Below are 18,511 nucleotides of genomic sequence, written 5' to 3'. Positions count from 1 at the left end.
AATCTCAATCGCTCCGGTCATAAGACCATCGCGTTTATACTCACTCGTTGTTCAGTTTTCAAAGATCAAAATCTCTTCCATTTCTCATCACCACATCTCAGCGGCGACTTTTATAATATATCATACTCACTCGGTGTTTTGCAAGAGTTTTTTTTAAAAAGTTTTTTACCACTTTCTATCAACCTTGCAAAAGCACTGCGCTTCGTTTCAAAACTCAAAACTGAAGCGAAAATTAATTTATCATAAGATAGGCAATGCCGTCAAGCATTATTGTTTAAATTGTGATAGCTTGCTGTTACGCGCATACTTTGAAAGCTCCTTTTGCGGAGCGAATCGGGCATACATCCGAAAAACAGTCTTGTAGCGGTTCGCAATGGCATTACGGATATCCTGATCCAATCGCTGATCGCTTAAGTCGAACAGCATCTCGTCCAGCTCCTTCCGCAGCACATAATCTAATTCCTTACATTCCTTCTCGTTAAATAGCATACCCAACATATTAGAACTGGCCCCCCTGTAGATTTATACCTGAACGTCCATAATCGGAACGGAAATGGTTTTATCGTCTTACTGTTATGCACAACTTTTGGGAAATTTATGAATCGCAATTTACAAAATACTAATTCTGCATCAAGGCATAGGTAACGGTGCTTTCAATAATTGCGGCAGCAAACAGCAGAATGACGACCCAAAAGGCTGCTGTAACCGATTTGCGCAGCACTCCCTCACCTTCCCTGCCCCACGCTCTCCTTCTCGGATTGATTCCGCGGATGACCCAGCTTCCCATTCTGATGCCGTAGGCACACGCGATGATAATCGCCGGTATTTCAATAATTCCATGCGGCAGGAGCCCCCTGATAACTAGATCGGCTAGACTCTCTCCTTGGGCGCTTAAACTATGTACCAAATAACCTATAACCATTCCGTTAACCAGCAGAAACATCACGGGCAGTATTCCCGCCAGAAGACCCAGGTAAATGATCAGTACGCCTTTAATACTGTTATTGAGGAAAATAAATCCGAAGAAGCTCCACTGCGGATGCTTAGAGTTCTGCAGATTACCGCTGACCTCCCTCAACCCGCTTAGCTGCTGGTTCACCAGTTCGGCCAAAGCCCCTGTACTGATCCACCCAGCCGCCACTCCGGCAGCAAAAAGCAATACCGCAAACAACAAGGTTTTTTTGATCGACATCAAGTCTCTTATAAATGTACTCAAACGAAGCAAACGATTACCTCCTCATAGTAATAAGTCCCAAGTACGAGCATACATTGAAGTAAACAAGCTTTACATGAGCATTTTTCCTAAAATTCGTTATCGGAGGATCATTACAGCCTATTTATAAAAACCCTCTGCTATAACGGACGACAGCGCAAAATGCTGATGTACGGAAAGGGGAGCTTACGAGCATATGAATTCATTTTTCTATGTGCTGAATGGCAGGAAAATAAAACGCACGTTTCTCGTGCTGGCCGCAGCGGTATTTGCCATCGGTATCATCTATGTCGAGAGCGACAACATCACGGTATTCTCTGAAGGGGCTCCAGCAGCCATTTACAGCGTCCCTACCGAGAAGAAAGTAATCGCCCTGACGTTTGATATCAGCTGGGGGGAAAAGCGGGCAGAGCCCATTCTGAAGGTTCTGAAGGACAAGAATGTGCAGAAGGCTACTTTCTTTTTATCCTCCCCTTGGGGAAAAAGCCATCCGGATATCGTGAATGACATCAAAAACAGCGGGTTTGAAATCGGAAGCCACGGCCACAAGCACGTGAATTACAGCACGCTGAGCGACGAAGAAATTCGCAAGCAGCTGATCACCGCCAATTCTATATTAACCGATTTGACCGGCAAGGAACCCAATCTCCTCCGCCTCCCCAACGGGGATTTTGACAAGCGGGTATTGAAGATCGCAGACAGCCTTAATTATAAGGTCATCCAGTGGGATACCGATTCCCAGGACTGGAAAAACATCGGTGCGCAAAATATCGTTAACCGCGTAGTGTCGAAGGCACACCCCGGGGACATCGTGCTTCTCCATGCGAGCGACTCGGTCAAGCAGACCCATGAAGCGCTCCCGGTCATTATTGATGAGCTCCGCAAGCAGGGATACGAATTCGTAACCGTGTCCGATCTGCTCAGCCAAGCGGATACCAAGGGAAAAGAGATCCACGATCAGGCGGCGATGCAGCAAGCCATTGATGACGCAGCCGGCATGTAATGATAAGCAGAGAAAAAAGAGCTAAGGATCTTAGCTCTTTTTTGCGTTCAACACTTTATGAAGGATTAAAATTTGGTAAGCATTGCAGACGATCAGCGGAACCAGAATAAAGACGGTAGCGTTGTTTACGCCAATCTTGAGTCCTCCCACCAGCTCCACGATCGTGATCGCGGTCATGAAGAAGATTGTCGGTATCCAAGCCGTCGGATTGGTCGCTTTCGCCTTAAAATAAGCTACAACAATGGCTACGACCAGGATCGATATGCCGACAACCAAGTCGGATATCTGGCTGTTCTCCTTCCCGACAAATGAGCGGAAAAACATGACTTCAAGCAGTGCCAGAACCGCGAGGACAAGCTGTATGTACTGCCATACTTTCTTAGGGAACACCCCGATGGCCGTGTAATTCAAAATCATATAAGCGAAGAAGCCAAGCTGGGAATAGACGCTGACCATCAGGCCGTACCCGAATAAAATGACCAGATAAAACAAGTAATCCGCTGGCCCCTTAAATTTAATTATACCGCTTCCAAACTGCAGCAGCACCCCGGCCACAATCGCCGCTATGGAGCCGGCAAGCAGCGTTTTCCAAAATAATGTCATCCATCTTTTTAAGTTCAAATATTCTGCACCCCCAAGACTTTATTTTACCAACGTTCACAATAAAAAACCATCCATGCCTCGACATATTTCGAATTTTCGGATGCCATACTACAAACAGGATCTGAAGCAAAGGAGGACAACACAGATGAAGTGGCCGGTTATCGGTTTATGTGCGCTTTTTTTCGGTATTTCCGCGGCTCTGACAGGCTGTGGAACGGAACAGAGCTACGCCCCGCCCCAGAGCGATTATAAAGAGATGAAAACGATGGTTGTCGATATCCTGAAGAGCGATGAAGGCAAGAAAGCCGTTGAGGATGCCCTGAAAGGCGGTGGCAGCGGTTCGGGCAGCAGCGGCTCCGGTTCTGGTTCGGGGCTCGGTATGCAGATGATGTCCCTTCAAGCCGGAGAGCAGATCCGGACGGCCGTCAAAGACACCATTACCGCTCCGGAGTACAAGAAAGAGTTCGAAAAAATCATGACGGATCCCCAGTTTGCCGGGGACTTCGCCAAAGCCATCAGCTCGCAGAACAAGCAGCTGCATATGCAGTTGATCAAAGATCCTACTTATCAGCAAGCCGTCGCCGATATTATGAAGTCACCCGAAGTCATGAAAATGTTCCTGGATATTACCAAGTCCCCTGAATACCGCAAGCAGTCAATGACCGTCATGCAGGAAGCCATGCAGAACCCGTTGTTCAGAATAGAAGTCATGAACATGCTGAAGGATGTCGTGACTCAAGAACTCCAGCCTAAAGTCGAGAAATCGCAAAAGAAAGGCGGGAGTAAAGGTCAAGAAGGCGGGGACCAAGGCAGCAGTGAAGGCGGCAGCAAGGAAAACGGCGAGGGCGGCGGTGGAGGAAGTTAACGGCATTAAAAAAAGCCCCGATCGGGGCTTTTTTGGTGTGATGAAGCAAATGTGTAGTTTATTGCTCGCACTTGGCAACAATCGATGCGGCCAATTGACTGTAGATCTGACCCGTCGGCGTGTCCGCCTTATATACAGACGGCGAGAAGTCAGGTTCGGAGACATGGTTGTCCGGCGCTCCAAGCGGCAGCTGCGCCAGCAATTCCGTATGAAGCGTTTCCGCTAATTGTCCGCCACCGCCTCGTCCGAATACGTAATCCCGCTTGCCGCAGTCTGAGCACTCGTAATAAGCCATATTTTCGACGACGCCCAAAATGTCATGATTGGTCTGAAGCGCCATCGCTCCGGCACGAGCGGCTACGAAAGCAGCAGTGGCGTGCGGTGTCGTGACGATGATCTCCTTGCTCTGCGGCAGCATCTGATGAACGTCAAGGGCCACATCGCCCGTTCCCGGCGGCAAGTCAAGCAGCATATAATCGAGCTGTCCCCAACCGACGTCGCTGAAAAATTGGTGCAGCATTTTGCCGAGCATCGGACCGCGCCAAATGACCGGGTTGTTCTCACGGATAAAGAAGCCCATCGACATCACCTTCACGCCAAAGCGCTCTACGGGGATAATGGTGTTGTCCTCTACCACCGGCCCCTCTTCAATCCCCATCATATCCGGCACGCTGAAGCCGTAAATGTCGGCGTCAATAAGCCCTACGCGCTTGCCCATACGGGCCAAAGCTGCAGCCAGGTTGACGGTCACCGTCGATTTGCCGACGCCGCCCTTACCGCTTGCTACCGCGATAAAATGGACGTTCGGATCCTGCAGCAGCTGGTTGTGCTCCAGCCCGGCGGCATGTCCCTTGACGAGCTTATCCTCGTCCTCCTGGCGCATGCGCGCCGACTCGCCTAATATTTTCTCGCGTTCCAGCTCGTTAGCTTCCCGCATCCGGATGTGAATCTCCGCACCCTCTGCGTCCCCAAGCCGTTCCCGGATGTCACTCTCAAGCGCCTTGGCGTAATCCTCACGCTTGTCTAAGGTGATGACCGACAATGAAATCCGGCTTTCCTTCACAACGATATCTCTTATCATTTGCAGCTCAATCAGGCTCTTCCCTGTGACAGGCTCGACGATTGGCTGTAATAGCTGTTGCACTTGCTCACGTGATAACATGCTGGCAGCACCTCTGCTTTATAGTATTCATCTTAAGTTCCATCTAAAGCCTCAGGTGCTATTATACCATTCTCAAGGATTTTCTGACGACACTTTCGCCTTTTCGCCGGACAAATACCGGAGAACCCCCTTGTAGACCGATGCGGCGACCTTGCGCTGGTAGCTCTCATCCCTGAGCAGCTCCGACTCCTGCGGATGGGACAGGAATCCGACCTCCACCAGAGCCGAAGGCATTTTCAGCGCTTGAAGCAGATATACCGTATTCACCGTTTTGGCCACCCTGTCCGTATTTTCGAGGTTCCGCTTAATCTCATCCTGAATTAATGCAGCCAGTCCTGCGTTGTCCGGATGATTCGGATAATAAAACGTCTGGGCGCCACGGTATCGGTTCGACGGAAAGCTGTTCATGTGAATGCTCAAAAACAGATCCGCATGCTTGTCCTCAATGAACTTGGCCCGCTGCTTCAAATCCTCTGTCTTGCGTTTAGAGTACCCTCTCGTATCGCCGGCCAGGTCGTAGTCGCCTTCTCGCGTCATCACGACAATCGCACCCGCCTGCTGCAAATAGTCGCGCAGATATAAGGCGATCGCCAGGTTAATGTCTTTTTCGATCACGCCCTGCTTGCTGACGGCCCCTCCGTCCGGCCCGCCGTGACCGGCATCCAGTGCGATTACTTTCCCCGACAGGGGCAGACCCAAGGAACCCGTCGTCTTTGCCGCAGGTATTTGGTATGTGGCCACCGCAATAAAAACAACCAGCAGGCAGAGGCCGATCAGCGCTTTTTTGACCGTGCTTACCCGGATCCACAGCACCTGTTTCTTTCGTCCCTGCTTGGACATAAAAAATCCACCTCCGTTCCCCATATCGACTCTACACATCTATATGGGGCGAGGTGGACAAATAGTACTTTATGAAGATACTTGTGCGGACATCCCTTCGATCAAAATCTTAGCGACCTCAGGACGGGTAAATTCCGGTGGCGGGCAGACGCCGTCCCGCAGAAGACCGCGTACCTTCGTACCGGACAAGGTCAAATGATCTTCCTTCGGATGCGGGCAGGTTTTGCTGGATGCCATATTGCCGCACTTTTTGCAGAAGAAGCTGTGTTCGAAAAACAGCGGGGTAATGCCGAGTTCTTCCGCCGTGAAATTCGAGAAAATTTCCTGGGCTTCATAGGTGCCGTAGTAGTCGCCTACGCCGGCATGGTCGCGGCCGACGATAAAATGGGTGCAGCCGTAATTTTTGCGGACCATCGCATGGAAAATGGCTTCTCTCGGGCCGGCATAACGCATAGCGGCCGGGAACACGCCAAGGAACGTACGATCGGCCGGGTAGTAGTTCTCGAGCAGGACCAGATAACTCTTCATCCGGACGTTGGCCGGAACGTCATCCGACTTGGTTTCACCAACGAGCGGGTTCAGGAACAGCGCGTCGACGATTTCAAGCGCACTCTTCTGGATATACTCGTGGGCCCGGTGAACCGGGTTGCGGGTCTGGAAGCCGACAACCTTCTTCCATCCCTTCTCTGCAAAAATACGGCGCGTCTCCGCCGGATCAAAATAAAACTCGCCAAACTTGGCCGGTTTCGGACGGTTCAGCACCTGAATGCTTCCGCCCACATAGTTTGACGGGCGCTCAAACAGCTTCTTGACGCCAGGATGCTCGGAATCGCTTGCCTTGAATACCTTGGTCGCTTCAGCGGTCTGATCGACGCTGTAAATGCTCTCGATATCAAGGACGGCATACACCACCCCGTCTTCGGCTCCTACGAGGGCTGTCTTGTCGCCTACAGCGAGTTCCGCAGCCTTTTCATCGTCCACAGCCAGCGTAATCGGAATGCTCCATACCGTGCCGTCCGCCAGCCTCATGCGGTCGACGACCGACTGGTAATCCTGCTCATTCATAAAACCCGTCAACGGGGAAAAAGCGCCCACGCCAATCAGATCGATATCCGAAATCGTCCAAGTATTCACAGGAATCTGTTTAAAACCGGCCGCAGCCTGCAGCAGCTCTTCTCTGGCCTGGCCTTCAGCAATACGGTTAATCAAGGTACCTCCGTGAGGCTGAATCGCTGTCATCTTTTCGCTCCCCTTCTTCTGGTCCGTTATTTATTACTTATGAAGTCCGCATTCAATTTTGTCACTGTTTGCCCAGCGTCCTGCACGAGGATCCTCTCCAGGGGCAACTGCACGCGTGCAGTGCATGCATCCGATACTCGGGAAGTTCATGTCGTGAAGCGGGTTGTAGAATACCTGGTTTTCACGAATGTAGTGCCATACGTCGTCGGAGGTCCAATCAGCCAGCGGATTGAATTTAACAAGTCCGAATTTGTTGTCGTATTCCACCTTCTTGGCGTTAGCCCGGGTAGGCGCCTGATCGCGGCGGATGCCGGTAATCCAAGCGTCGTACTGGGACAAGATCCGGGTCAAAGGCTCTACCTTACGGATGTTGCAGCATGCGTTAGGGTCGGATTTCCACAGCTCTTCGCCATGGGCAGCCGCCTGCTCTTCGGGTGTCAGCTTCGGCGATACTCTTACGAACTCAATGCCATATTTGGCGGCTAGGCGGTCCCGGGTTTCGTACGTCTCTTTAAAGTGGAAATCGGTATCGAGGTAAAAGATGTCAGTCGATGGGCTTACCTTTTGCAAAATATCAACGAGCACGACGTCTTCAGCACCAAAGCTGCAGGCAAACGTAATGTTCGGGAATGTCTCCACCGCAAGTCGGATCAATTCTTCAGCCGTAGCATGTTCCATTTCTTCGGCTTGTTTCTGGATCCATTGTTCTTTTTCGAGCAAATTCATACCAGATGCCTCCATTCTGAATAAAAGTATCGTTTGTAATTCACTATAATCCCTACTGAAATAATATGATTAATCACAAGTATAAAGTAAAACCGCTGGTTGTCAATTCCTTTTCGCCGTATTTTTTTTCATTTTGGAATAAAGATTTTGAATAAGGGGCTCGTATGGCAATTTCTTCGCATTCCCCTATGCATAAACGTACTTTTGGGGATGACATACTAATTCGGTAAAAGGATTTGGGGCTGACAAGCTGTATACGCCGCTACGTATAGAGGGCATCGGGCCACAGCAACATTGGGCTATATACACTAGATTATTGGGAAGGGGTGTTCTTGGTGATCGTATCTTCGCATCAACTGAAAAATGTGAGCGGACCGCTGTTTTGCGAAACCTGCAGCCAGCTATCCGATCAGTTCAATGTATGGTGGACGGATGGGAAAAATGATGATGGCCTGGACTACTGCAGCATTCATGTGGAATGCGCCACCTGTCACAACGAGGTATTTCACAAGTCGGCCGTGGGGGATATTCATAATTTGGACGACGCGATTAACGTGCTGAGCCAATAAAACGGCTGAGAGCACTTAAGGGCGCAAGCGGGATGTTCCTTACGTTAAAGACAACAAAAAATCGCCCTAGACCAGTAATGGCCAGGGCGATTTGTACATAAAAGTAAATATTAACGTTTCGAGAACTGTGGCGCGCGACGAGCGGCTTTGAGACCGTATTTTTTACGTTCTTTCATCCGTGGGTCACGAGTCAGGAAGCCTGCTTTTTTCAGAGCTGGACGGTATTCCGGATCTGCTTTCAGCAGAGCGCGGGAGATCCCGTGGCGAATGGCTCCGGCTTGGCCGGAAATGCCGCCGCCGTTGGCAATAACGAGCACGTCGTATTGTCCCAGCGTTTCAGTCAAAGTCAGTGGTTGTTTTACGATCAGTTTGAGGGTTTCCAAACCGAAGTATTCGTTGATATCACGTTTATTGATGACAATGCGTCCTTCACCCGGTACAAGGCGAACACGAGCTACCGAATGTTTACGACGACCTGTCCCATAGTATTGTACTTGTGCCATGAAACTGTCCTCCTTTTAATTAGCCGCGAAGTTCGTAAACTTCTGGGTTTTGTGCTGCATGCGGATGTTCAGTACCTGCGTATACTTTCAGTCTCAGCTTCATTTTCTCGCCCATGCGAGTTTTAGGAAGCATACCGTGAACAGCGGATTCCAATACACGTTCTGGCTTGCTGTTCAGCAGATCCTGAGCGTTTGTCACTTTCAAACCACCTGGATGCAGGGAGTGACGGTAGTATTTCTTGTTCTGAAGCTTCTTGCCTGTCAGGTGAACCTTCTCAGCGTTGATGATGACAACGAAGTCACCTGTGTCAACATGAGGGGTGAATTGAGGCTTATGTTTACCGCGGATCAGGGCCGCAGTTTCGCTCGCCAGACGTCCGAGCGTTTTGCCTTCGGCATCAATGATGTGCCATTTGCGCTCTACTTCATTTGGCTTGGCCATATAGGTCGTACGCATGAATAGTTCCTCCTTGGTTTCGTCCGAAAATCATTTATCTTCGTTCAATTGTCATTGTTAAAAAGTTAATTTCATGTTAGGAATGTGAATCTCTTAACTGGGGCTGTGGGAAAGCCATTAAGAAAACACAACTTTTATTTTACAGTAAACCCAGGCAAATCGCAAGCTGATTTTAAATTATTTTCATCAGCCGCTTCATACTCGACGTTCCATAAAATCAGTCCCTTGGCGACGGCTGTAGGCCCCGCTTTGGACCGGTCTTTGGCTTCGAGGATCGCCGGCATATCTCCGGGCTTCTTGCGGCCTCTCCCGATCTCCAGCAGCGTCCCCACGATAATACGGACCATGTGCTGAAGAAAGCCGCTCCCTGTGACGTAGATATGGATCAGCCCCTGATCCCGAGTCCCTGGACGGCACATGGAATCATCTACCACGAGCTCAGCCTCATACAGCGTCCGGATATGGGAAGGCTTCGTAGAATGGCGCGAAGCAAAGGAAGTAAAGTCATGAGTCCCGATCAGATGCTTCAATCCTTCCGCCATGGCCGCAGTGTCCAGCTTGACGGGATGATGGAATTGGGTTCGTCTCTGGAACAGATCCGGAAACTGGTTGGCATTGATGGTATACCGGTACGTCTTCCTTTTGGCTGACCTTCTGGAGTGGAACTCCAGCGGAACTTCTGCCGCCTCCCAGACGATAATGTCTTGGGGCAGCCTCGAGTTGAGGGCGATGCACCAGCGCTCGACGGGAATATCGGAAGAGGTGATGAAATTAAACACCTGGCCGCGAGCATGCACACCGGCGTCTGTTCGCCCGGAAGCATGGATCTTGACCTCTTCCCCTGTCAGCAGCTTAATCGCCTTCTCCAGGGCATCCTGGACCGTGCTGCCGTCCGGCTGGGTCTGGAAGCCGCAGTAGTCTGTACCGTCATAACTGACCTTCATGCATAGGTTGCGCATTTCTTAAACCTCCTGAATCCGATACCGCATGGTTTCCCGATGAACGGGGAATCCTATCCATTCGTACGTTTTTACACAAAAACGGCCCCACCGCGATATCACGGCGGAGCCGTTCCTGTATTCTGGCTCGGATGAACCGGCTGCTTCTTTTCAGAAAAAGAAGCTCCCTTCAGGAGCTCCTTAAACACGTCCCTAGAAGTGAAAAAAAGGGTTTGATCAGAATCATGGATTCCTTCCACCCTTTCCTCATCCTCATCAGTTTACGCGCGGTCAACCAGTTCCAAATAAACCATAGGCGCGGAATCACCGCGACGAGGTCCGAGCTTCAGGATACGTGTGTATCCGCCTGGACGCTCAGCGTAACGTGTAGCCAGCTCGCTGAACAGTTTTTGGATTGCGTCTTGCTCCCCATCTACCGTTTCACGACGAACGAATGCTGCCACTTGGCGACGGGCATGAAGATCACCCTTCTTTGCTTTCGTGATCAGCTTTTCAGCGATCGTGCGAACTTCTTTCGCTTTCGCTTCTGTCGTTTGGATACGCTCGTATAAGAACAGGTCGGTTACCAGGTCACGGAACAAAGCTTTACGTGCGCTGGAATCGCGGCCCAACTTTTGGTATGCCATGTTTTCCCCTCCTTCGCTAACAATCCTAAGATGCTATTCTTCTGTACGGAGTCCCAAACCGAGCTCTTCGAGCTTCTCTTGAACTTCCTCCAAAGATTTGCGGCCCAGGTTGCGGACTTTCATCATATCTTCTTCGGTTTTCGTGGTCAGCTCTTGCACCGTATTAATACCGGCACGTTTGAGACAGTTGTAAGAACGTACGGAGAGATCAAGCTCTTCGATTGTCATCTCAAGCACTTTTTCTTTTTTGTCTTCTTCTTTTTCGACCATGATTTCCGCATCTTTCGCTTCGTCCGTGAGACCCACGAACAGCATCAAATGCTCGGTCAAAATTTTGGCGCCGAGGCTAACCGCCTCTTCTGGTCTGATGCTGCCATCAGTCCATACTTCAAGCGTCAATTTGTCGTAGTTGGTCACTTGACCAACCCGCGTATTCTCCACGCCGTAATTCACGCGGCTAATCGGGGTATAGATAGAATCGACCGGGATGACGCCAATGGGTTGATCATCACGTTTATTCTTATCTGCTTGGACATAGCCACGACCGCGGTTAGCAAAAATACGCATATGGAGTCTCGATCCAGGACCCAGTGTAGCAATATGCAGGTCCGGATTAAGAATTTCCACATCGCTGTCCGCCCGGATGTCTCCTGCCGTCACGACTCCTTCGCCTTCAGCATCGATTTCGAACACTTTCTCTTCGTCCGAATGAATTTTCAGGGAAAGAGCCTTCAGGTTCAGAATAATTTCCGTTACGTCTTCCATGACGCCCGGAACCGTTGAGAATTCATGAAGCACACCGTCAATCTGAACAGATGTAACGGCCGCGCCAGGCAGCGAGGAGAGCAGAATCCGGCGAAGTGAATTCCCCAGAGTCGTTCCATATCCTCGTTCCAGCGGCTCTACCACAAATTTTCCATAGGCTCCGTCTTCACTGACGTCTACGGTCTCAATTTTCGGCTTTTCGATTTCAATCACGCAAGTACCCCTCCTTCAAACGTCGCTCCTATATGAAACTGTCACCTTGTTCAAGTGTATCCATGTAGTATGCCTAAACAACCATTATTAGCAGATTGTGCCGGTTTTATACCACATTCCCAGGTTGACTATCAATTAGACACGACGACGTTTTGGCGGGCGGCAACCGTTGTGAGGAATTGGAGTTACGTCTTTGATCAGGTTGACTTCCAGACCAGCAGCTTGCAAAGAACGGATCGCTGCTTCACGGCCTGCACCTGGACCTTTAACCATAACCTCAACTGCCTTCATACCATGTTCCATTGCAGCTTTGGCAGCTGTTTCAGCAGCCATTTGCGCAGCAAATGGAGTGGATTTACGGGAACCTTTGAATCCGAGGCCGCCGGAGCTTGCCCAAGAAATTGCGTTACCGTGAGGATCCGTGATCGTTACGATCGTATTGTTGAACGTGGAACGGATATGAGCCACGCCAGATTCAATATTTTTACGGTCACGACGTTTAGTACGTACGACTTTTTTCGGTTTAGCCATTGTCTTTTATCCCCCCTTATTATTTCTTCTTGTTCGCTACAGTACGACGAGGGCCTTTCCGTGTACGAGCATTGGTTTTAGTACGTTGTCCACGAACCGGCAGACCGCGGCGATGACGCACACCACGATAGCATCCGATTTCAACGAGACGCTTAATATTTAAGGAAATTTCACGACGCAGGTCACCTTCAACCTTAACCCCTTTGTCGATCGTTTCACGCAATTTGCTGACTTCATCTTCCGTCAAATCACGAACACGAGTGTCCGGATTGATGCCTGTTTCGCTCAGAATTTTCTGGGAAGTCGTTTTACCGATTCCGAAAATATAAGTCAAGGCGATCTCAACGCGTTTGTCACGTGGCAAATCCACACCAGCTATACGAGCCATTTTACGCTACACCCCCTTCTCTTAACCTTGTTTTTGTTTGTGCTTCGGATTTTCACAGATAACCATTACAGTACCTTTGCGACGAATGACTTTGCATTTTTCGCACATAGGCTTTACAGAAGGTCTTACCTTCATGTTCATTACCTCCCTAAAGTTTTGCCAAGCAAAACTCTCTTCGTAGGATGACTCGGAGTCAACCGGACCAGGTCCGGATAAAATGTTCACTACGTTAATTGCTGCAAACGGGATGTTTAACATCCTGAACGTTTCCCCTAAAGGAAACGGAATTGCTATTTACGATAAGTTATACGACCTTTGGTTAGATCATAAGGCGATAACTGAACGACCACTTTGTCGCCTGTCAGAATACGGATAAAGTGCATCCGCAGCTTACCGGAAACATGGGCAAGAATCTGATGACCGTTCTCCAGTTCGACCTTGAACGTTGCATTCGGCAATGGTTCAAGAACCGTGCCTTCCACTTCAATAACATCTTCTTTGGCCACAGTCAGTCTCCTTTCTCTTCAGCTTGGGATTCGGTGGACTTCATAAACTTCATCACTGCATAACGCAGCTTTCCGTTTGTGACCCGACCGCTTTCTTTTAAACTGTCAACAACCTCACTGCTGATAAACTTTTGGGGTTCCAGATGCAATAGATTCTTCTTCTTGCACTGGTCAAACTTTCGTTTGTCCCCGTCAGCTATATACACAAATCTGCTGTCAGCTATGGATACGACCACGGCGAGCTGTCCGGCATCCTTGCCTTTCAGGATCTTCACAATTTGACCGATTTGCGGGCTGCTTTGATTGCTCAAGAACGATCACCTACACATCCAGTTTTGTGAAAATCTCCATGCCGTCCGGCGTCACAGCCACCGTATGCTCGAAATGGGCACACAGGGAGCCGTCAACCGTAACGACCGTCCAGTTGTCTTCCAGCGTCTTAACATACCTTGATCCGGCATTGACCATCGGTTCGATCGCCAACACCATGCCGGGTTTAAGCCGAGGCCCTCGGTCCGGCGTGCCAAAGTTCGGAATTTGTGGTTCTTCATGCAGTTCTGCCCCAACACCGTGCCCGACATACTCCCGGACAACCGAGAAGCCGGCATCTTCAATCACGCGTTGAATGGCATGCGAGATCGTAAACAGGCGCACATCAGGTTTGACAAGCTCTAAGCCTGCATATAAAGACTTTTCGGTGACGTCCAGCAGACGCTGGGCTTCCTCCGAAATGCTCCCTACAGGATAGGTCCAAGCGGAGTCTCCATGGTAACCACGGTACTGCGCACCGATGTCTAGCGTAATAATGTCGCCTTCGTTTAATTTGCGTTTGCCGGGAAATCCGTGCACCAATTGATCATTGACTGAAGCGCAAATGCTGGCAGGAAAACCATTGTAGCCTTTAAAAGACGGCAGCGCATGTTGACTGCGAATGTAGTGGTCTGCAATCCGATCAAGTTCTCCGGTAGTGATCCCCGGTTCGATGTGTTTGGCCATAAGGCGATGCGTTTCCGCAACGATCCGTCCGGCCTCCCTCATAAAGCCAAGTTCCGTTTCGGACTTACAAATGATCATTACAATTAACCTCGCAGTACCGATACGATTTCATCGGATACCGTACCGATTTCCTGATCCCCATCGATCTGACGCAAAAGACCTTTGTTCTCATAAAACGTAAGGAGCGGTGCTGTTTTGTTGATATATTCGTCCAGGCGGGTACCTACGCTCTCTTCGTTATCATCCGAGCGCTGATACAGTTCGCCTCCGCATTTATCACATACACCTTCCTGTTTTGGCGGGTTGAAAATCACATGATAAGTTGCACCGCAGTTCTTGCAGATCCGGCGTCCCGTAAGGCGCGCCATCAGCTTGTCGCGGTCTACTTTCAGGTTGATGACATGATCAAGCTTCGTGTTCAGTCTGCTAAGAATTTCATCCAGCGCTTCCGCTTGCGAAAGGGTTCTTGGAAAGCCGTCCAATAAAAAACCTTTTTCGCAATCGGACTGCTGCAGACGTTCTTCAACAATGCCGATCGTTACATCATCCGGTACCAGGAGTCCTTGATCCATGTATTCTTTGGCTTTCTTCCCGATAGGAGTTCCCTGTTTAATCGCCAAACGAAATGCATCGCCTGTCGAAATATGGGGAATGCCGAATTCATTGACAATGACTTCCGCCTGTGTTCCCTTACCTGCCCCAGGAGGTCCCATGAATAGTATGTTCACGTTTCTCTCTCCCTCCAAACACTACCGTTACAAGAAACAACGCAATAAGCACCGGGAAGTTCAATGGACTTCACCGGGACCTATTACTATTTATTGATAAAGCCTTTGTAATGGCGCTTAATCAATTGACTTTCGATGGTCTTCATTGTATCCAGTGCCACACCGATGACGATGAGCAGTGAAGTTCCCCCGATTTTCACCGAGTTCGGCAGACCGGCAAGCGTACCGAAACCGATCGGAAGCAGAGAAATAACGGCCAGGAAGATGGCGCCGGTCATCGTTAACCGGGACATTACGCGGGTCAGGTACTTCTCAGTCGCTTTGCCAGGACGAATGCCAGGAATGTAGCCACCGTTTTTCTTCATGTTATCAGCCATTTGGTTTGGATTCATCTGCACGAATGTGTAGAAGAAAGTGAAACCAATGATCATCAGAACATACAGTACCATACCAAGAGGGTAATCATATCGCAAGTTTGTTTGGATCCATTGGGCCCAAGCATAAGTGTTAAAGAATCCTGCGATAATCGTAGGGAACTGCAGCAAGGAGACAGCGAAGATGACCGGAATAACACCCGCAGCATTGATCTTGAGCGGAATGTGTGTATTCTGTCCGCCGTACATTTTGTTGCCTACCACACGTTTTGCGTACTGCACAGGAATTTTACGAATCGCTTGCTGGATGTAGATAACACCCGCAATAATCGCCACGATCACAATAAGTATGATGATCGTCTTGAGTGTATTCATAAATACCTGACCATCTTGGATAAAGTTGGAGCTCGCTGTACTCCGGATATACATCGGGATGTTAGCGACAATCCCTGCAAAAATCAGAATGGAAATACCATTTCCGATTCCTTTTTCAGTAATTTGTTCACCAAGCCACATCAGGAATGCCGTACCTGCGGTCAATACGATCGCAACGAGTAGGTAATCCACGAAGGTGGCGTTAGGAATCATTTGCGTACCGTACAACCGGTTAAAACCGATGGCCATCGCAAACGACTGAATCAGGCCCAATACTATCGTACCATAGCGTGTCAATTGCGCCGATTTCTTCTTCCCGTGCTCGCCTTGTTTAGCCCATTCGGCAAGTTTCGGGACGACATCCATCGACAACAACTGCACGATGATGGACGAGGTAATATACGGCACGATCCCGAGGGCAAAGATGGAGAACTGATGAAGCGCTCCTCCCGAGAACGTGTTTAAGAGACCAAACAACTCGCTACCCTGCTGATTCGTTTGCTCCAGGACCGTTTTATCAACGCCTGGAACAGGAACGAATGAACCGATACGGTAAATGATCAGTACAAACAAGGTGAACAAGATTCTCTTGCGTAGGTCCTCAACCCGCCATATATTCTTCAGGGTCTTAAACATTAGATCACCTCGGTTTTACCGCCGGCAGCCTCGATTTTCTCTACCGCAGATTGAGAGAACTTGTTTGCTTTTACAGTCAATTTTACGGTTACTTCGCCATTACCAAGAATTTTGATGCCGCTCTTCGTGTTTTTCACGACGCCACTTTCCACCAAAAACTCAGGAGTTACTTCAGTACCCTCTGCAAAGCTGTTCAGTTCCTCGATGTTCACGATCGCATACTCTTTCCGCGTAGGATTTACAAATCCACGTTTCGGCAGACGACGATACAATGGGTTTTGCCCACCTTCGAAGCCAGGACGCACACCGCCGCCAGAACGAGCGTTTTGACCTTTGTGACCACGGCCAGATGTTTTACCAGTACCGCTACTTGTACCACGGCCAACACGTTTGCGTTCTTTGCGGGATCCAGCAGCTGAGGAAAGTTCGTGTAACTTCATCGTTCGTTGCACCTCCTTAATATTTCTAGGTTAATCTTTTTGCAAGATTAACCTTCAATTTCTGTAACAGATACCAAGTGGCTCACTTTGTTGATCATTCCGCGAATTGCAGGATTGTCGTTATGAACCACCGTCGAATTTAATTTACGCAAGCCGAGAGTTTTCACAGTCGTGCGCTGAGTTTCAGGACGGCCGATCAAACTGCGGACGAGGGTAATTTGAAGTTTAGCCATGACATTCCCTCCTTAACCGAGCAGCTCTTCGACAGATTTGCCACGCAATTTGGCTACATCTTCAGCACGCTTCAGACGGGACAAGCCCTCCAAAGTCGCGTTGACCATGTTCATGGAGTTCGAAGAACCCAAAGATTTTGTCAAGATGTCACCTACACCTGCCAGTTCCAGTACGGCACGCACAGGACCGCCGGCGATAACTCCAGTACCTTCAGACGCTGGTTTCAAAAGAACGCGTCCAGCACCAAAGTGGCCAGTGACCAGGTGAGGAATTGATGTTCCAACGAGAGGAACGTGAATCAGATTTTTCTTAGCATCTTCGATGCCTTTGCGGATGGCGTCAGGAACTTCGCCTGCTTTACCGATACCAGCACCAACCCAGCCTTTGCCGTCACCGACAACTACCAGCGCGCTGAAGCTGAAACGGCGTCCGCCTTTTACTACTTTAGCAACGCGGTTAATATTAACCACTCTTTCAGTCAGTTCCAAAGTGTTAGGATCTACACGCAAGTCGTTTACCTCCTTTTTAGAAATTCTTAGAATTCCAAGCCTGCTTCGCGAGCTGCGTCAGCCAGAGCTTGAATCCGTCCATGGTACAGGTATCCTCCGCGGTCGAATACGATCGAAGTATGACCTTTTTCTTTTGCACGCTTAGCAACGAGTTCGCCGACTTGACGAGCAGCCTCAACGCTGCCGCCGTTTTTCACGGAACCGCTAAGCTCTTTATCAACTGTAGACGCAGAAACGATGGTTACGCCAGCTACGTCGTCGATCAGTTGAGCGTAGATATGTTTAGAAGAACGGAATACGTTCAAACGTGGGCGTTCAGCAGTACCTTGGATCTTCTTGCGGACACGCAGATGACGTTTGAGACGAGCTTTGTTCTTATCCTCTTTTGTAATCATGTCTTCCCTTTCACTCCTTTCAGTTTTGCCATGACAGCTTCACTTTAAGACGCACGGGGTAAAGAAGGCTTAAGAAATAACTGCTTATTTCTTCTTACCTGCTTTACCTTCCTTACGGATAATGCGCTCACCTTCATACTTAATCCCTTTACCTTTGTAAGGCTCAGGCTCGCGAACGGAACGGATTTTAGCGGCGTATGCACCTACGCGCTCTTTATCGATACCGCGAACGATGATTTTCGTATTTGCAGGTACTTCGAACTCGATACCTGGTTCTGGAGTGATTTCTACCGGATGAGAGTAACCAACGTTCAGGACGATCTTATCTCCAGACTTGCTTGCACGATATCCGACCCCAACCAACTCCAGAGATTTCGAAAAGCCTTCAGTTACTCCGCTCACCATATTGTTGACAACGCTGCGGGTCGTGCCGTGAAGCGAACGATGCGCTTTGTTGTCGGATGGGCGCTCAACGACGATTTCGTTGTTTTCTACCGTTACCTTCATGTCTTTATGAAGTTCACGAGTCAAAGATCCTTTCGGTCCTTTAACCGTAATAACGGAATTGTTCAGTGTGATATCCACACCGCTTGGTACTGCGATTGGTTTGCGACCAATACGGGACATGTGTTGCACCTCCTTGTTCTGTGACGTGT

At 49.4% G+C, this 18,511-nt stretch carries 28 protein-coding genes; 3 read left to right on the top strand and 25 right to left on the bottom strand.

What is annotated here, in order from left to right:
- Window positions 1–267: 267 nt before the first annotated feature.
- Window positions 268–498 carry a hypothetical protein gene (locus tag BCV73_RS32045; protein ID WP_076176772.1) on the bottom strand — a complete coding sequence of 77 codons (231 nt, stop codon included), beginning with the start codon at window positions 496–498 and terminating at the stop codon, window positions 268–270.
- Between the two features lie 121 nt (window positions 499–619).
- Window positions 620–1,225: a stage II sporulation protein M gene (locus BCV73_RS32040; RefSeq protein WP_076176771.1), complete on the bottom strand. Its 606-nt coding sequence runs from the start codon at window positions 1,223–1,225 to the stop codon at window positions 620–622.
- Window positions 1,226–1,409: 184 nt separating this feature from the next.
- Between BCV73_RS32040 and pdaB the strand changes: the two genes are divergently transcribed.
- The gene (gene pdaB, locus BCV73_RS32035; RefSeq protein WP_076176770.1) at window positions 1,410–2,216 is read left to right on the top strand and encodes a polysaccharide deacetylase family sporulation protein PdaB; all 807 of its coding nucleotides are present in this window, start codon (window positions 1,410–1,412) and stop codon (window positions 2,214–2,216) included.
- Between the two features lie 30 nt (window positions 2,217–2,246).
- On the opposite strand, the gene BCV73_RS32030 is transcribed toward pdaB, so the two are convergent.
- Entirely contained in the window at window positions 2,247–2,819 is a 573-nt protein-coding gene (locus BCV73_RS32030) for a KinB-signaling pathway activation protein (protein ID WP_481855822.1), read from the bottom strand.
- 145 nt (window positions 2,820–2,964) lie between these two features.
- On the opposite strand from BCV73_RS32030, the gene gerD reads away from it, so the two are divergent.
- Window positions 2,965–3,684, top strand: a complete 720-nt coding sequence (gene gerD / locus BCV73_RS32025; protein ID WP_089549802.1) for a spore germination lipoprotein GerD — start codon at window positions 2,965–2,967, stop codon at window positions 3,682–3,684.
- 58 nt (window positions 3,685–3,742) lie between these two features.
- On the opposite strand, the gene BCV73_RS32020 is transcribed toward gerD, so the two are convergent.
- The 4 genes from BCV73_RS32020 to BCV73_RS32005 all read right to left on the bottom strand — a co-directional run bounded on the left by BCV73_RS32020 (window position 3,743) and on the right by BCV73_RS32005 (window position 7,651).
- The gene (locus BCV73_RS32020) at window positions 3,743–4,846 is read right to left on the bottom strand and encodes an Mrp/NBP35 family ATP-binding protein (RefSeq protein ID WP_076176767.1); all 1,104 of its coding nucleotides are present in this window, start codon (window positions 4,844–4,846) and stop codon (window positions 3,743–3,745) included.
- Between the two features lie 72 nt (window positions 4,847–4,918).
- Entirely contained in the window at window positions 4,919–5,686 is a 768-nt protein-coding gene (gene cwlD / locus BCV73_RS32015) for an N-acetylmuramoyl-L-alanine amidase CwlD (protein ID WP_089549801.1), read from the bottom strand.
- A gap of 69 nt (window positions 5,687–5,755) precedes the next feature.
- Entirely contained in the window at window positions 5,756–6,925 is a 1,170-nt protein-coding gene (gene sat / locus BCV73_RS32010; protein WP_089549800.1) for a sulfate adenylyltransferase, read from the bottom strand.
- Window positions 6,926–6,958: 33 nt separating this feature from the next.
- Complete coding sequence (locus tag BCV73_RS32005; protein ID WP_076176764.1) at window positions 6,959–7,651, bottom strand: phosphoadenylyl-sulfate reductase; 693 nt, start codon at window positions 7,649–7,651, stop codon at window positions 6,959–6,961.
- Between the two features lie 335 nt (window positions 7,652–7,986).
- Between BCV73_RS32005 and BCV73_RS32000 the strand changes: the two genes are divergently transcribed.
- A complete protein-coding gene (locus BCV73_RS32000) occupies window positions 7,987–8,220 on the top strand; it encodes a hypothetical protein (protein ID WP_143811918.1) in 234 nt (77 codons plus the stop codon).
- Window positions 8,221–8,330: 110 nt separating this feature from the next.
- On the opposite strand, the gene rpsI is transcribed toward BCV73_RS32000, so the two are convergent.
- From rpsI to rplF, 18 genes are all read right to left on the bottom strand, one after another.
- Window positions 8,331–8,723: a 30S ribosomal protein S9 gene (gene rpsI, locus BCV73_RS31995; RefSeq protein WP_076176762.1), complete on the bottom strand. Its 393-nt coding sequence runs from the start codon at window positions 8,721–8,723 to the stop codon at window positions 8,331–8,333.
- A gap of 19 nt (window positions 8,724–8,742) precedes the next feature.
- The gene (gene rplM / locus BCV73_RS31990) at window positions 8,743–9,180 is read right to left on the bottom strand and encodes a 50S ribosomal protein L13 (RefSeq protein WP_089549798.1); all 438 of its coding nucleotides are present in this window, start codon (window positions 9,178–9,180) and stop codon (window positions 8,743–8,745) included.
- A 134-nt stretch (window positions 9,181–9,314) separates the two neighbouring features.
- Window positions 9,315–10,139: a tRNA pseudouridine(38-40) synthase TruA gene (truA, locus tag BCV73_RS31985; RefSeq protein ID WP_089549797.1), complete on the bottom strand. Its 825-nt coding sequence runs from the start codon at window positions 10,137–10,139 to the stop codon at window positions 9,315–9,317.
- Between the two features lie 260 nt (window positions 10,140–10,399).
- Window positions 10,400–10,765: a 50S ribosomal protein L17 gene (gene rplQ, locus BCV73_RS31980; RefSeq protein WP_076176759.1), complete on the bottom strand. Its 366-nt coding sequence runs from the start codon at window positions 10,763–10,765 to the stop codon at window positions 10,400–10,402.
- Between the two features lie 33 nt (window positions 10,766–10,798).
- Window positions 10,799–11,743 (bottom strand): DNA-directed RNA polymerase subunit alpha, encoded by a 945-nt coding sequence (locus tag BCV73_RS31975; protein WP_076176758.1) that lies wholly within the window; start codon window positions 11,741–11,743, stop codon window positions 10,799–10,801.
- Between the two features lie 135 nt (window positions 11,744–11,878).
- Entirely contained in the window at window positions 11,879–12,274 is a 396-nt protein-coding gene (rpsK, locus tag BCV73_RS31970) for a 30S ribosomal protein S11 (protein WP_009589209.1), read from the bottom strand.
- A gap of 19 nt (window positions 12,275–12,293) precedes the next feature.
- A complete protein-coding gene (rpsM, locus tag BCV73_RS31965; protein WP_076176757.1) occupies window positions 12,294–12,662 on the bottom strand; it encodes a 30S ribosomal protein S13 in 369 nt (122 codons plus the stop codon).
- 21 nt (window positions 12,663–12,683) lie between these two features.
- On the bottom strand, window positions 12,684–12,797 hold the full coding sequence (rpmJ, locus tag BCV73_RS31960) for a 50S ribosomal protein L36 (protein ID WP_026688601.1): 114 nt from the start codon (window positions 12,795–12,797) through the stop codon (window positions 12,684–12,686).
- Between the two features lie 155 nt (window positions 12,798–12,952).
- A complete protein-coding gene (infA, locus tag BCV73_RS31955; RefSeq protein WP_017692098.1) occupies window positions 12,953–13,168 on the bottom strand; it encodes a translation initiation factor IF-1 in 216 nt (71 codons plus the stop codon).
- A 2-nt stretch (window positions 13,169–13,170) separates the two neighbouring features.
- A complete protein-coding gene (locus BCV73_RS31950) occupies window positions 13,171–13,479 on the bottom strand; it encodes a KOW domain-containing RNA-binding protein (protein ID WP_076176756.1) in 309 nt (102 codons plus the stop codon).
- Window positions 13,480–13,489: 10 nt separating this feature from the next.
- Window positions 13,490–14,242 carry a type I methionyl aminopeptidase gene (gene map, locus BCV73_RS31945; protein ID WP_076176755.1) on the bottom strand — a complete coding sequence of 251 codons (753 nt, stop codon included), beginning with the start codon at window positions 14,240–14,242 and terminating at the stop codon, window positions 13,490–13,492.
- A 5-nt stretch (window positions 14,243–14,247) separates the two neighbouring features.
- Window positions 14,248–14,892: an adenylate kinase gene (locus BCV73_RS31940; protein WP_076176754.1), complete on the bottom strand. Its 645-nt coding sequence runs from the start codon at window positions 14,890–14,892 to the stop codon at window positions 14,248–14,250.
- An 86-nt stretch (window positions 14,893–14,978) separates the two neighbouring features.
- Entirely contained in the window at window positions 14,979–16,277 is a 1,299-nt protein-coding gene (secY, locus tag BCV73_RS31935; protein WP_089549796.1) for a preprotein translocase subunit SecY, read from the bottom strand.
- The gene (gene rplO, locus BCV73_RS31930) at window positions 16,277–16,717 is read right to left on the bottom strand and encodes a 50S ribosomal protein L15 (RefSeq protein ID WP_076176752.1); all 441 of its coding nucleotides are present in this window, start codon (window positions 16,715–16,717) and stop codon (window positions 16,277–16,279) included. The genes secY and rplO overlap by 1 nt, the downstream gene beginning before the upstream one ends.
- Before the next feature lie 47 nt (window positions 16,718–16,764).
- Window positions 16,765–16,950, bottom strand: coding sequence for a 50S ribosomal protein L30 (gene rpmD / locus BCV73_RS31925; RefSeq protein ID WP_076176751.1), 186 nt, complete (start codon window positions 16,948–16,950; stop codon window positions 16,765–16,767).
- Window positions 16,951–16,962: 12 nt separating this feature from the next.
- Window positions 16,963–17,460 carry a 30S ribosomal protein S5 gene (rpsE, locus tag BCV73_RS31920; protein WP_076176750.1) on the bottom strand — a complete coding sequence of 166 codons (498 nt, stop codon included), beginning with the start codon at window positions 17,458–17,460 and terminating at the stop codon, window positions 16,963–16,965.
- Window positions 17,461–17,486: 26 nt separating this feature from the next.
- Entirely contained in the window at window positions 17,487–17,855 is a 369-nt protein-coding gene (gene rplR, locus BCV73_RS31915) for a 50S ribosomal protein L18 (protein ID WP_076176749.1), read from the bottom strand.
- 84 nt (window positions 17,856–17,939) lie between these two features.
- Complete coding sequence (gene rplF / locus BCV73_RS31910; RefSeq protein WP_076176748.1) at window positions 17,940–18,482, bottom strand: 50S ribosomal protein L6; 543 nt, start codon at window positions 18,480–18,482, stop codon at window positions 17,940–17,942.
- Window positions 18,483–18,511: the final 29 nt, after the last annotated feature.

The organism is Paenibacillus sp. SSG-1, from assembly GCF_002224835.1.
In the GTDB taxonomy this organism is placed as follows: domain Bacteria; phylum Bacillota; class Bacilli; order Paenibacillales; family Paenibacillaceae; genus Paenibacillus_AQ; species Paenibacillus_AQ favisporus.
The sequence above is the reverse complement of the archived record's forward strand: the minus strand, read 5'-3'. Positions and strand labels throughout refer to the sequence as shown.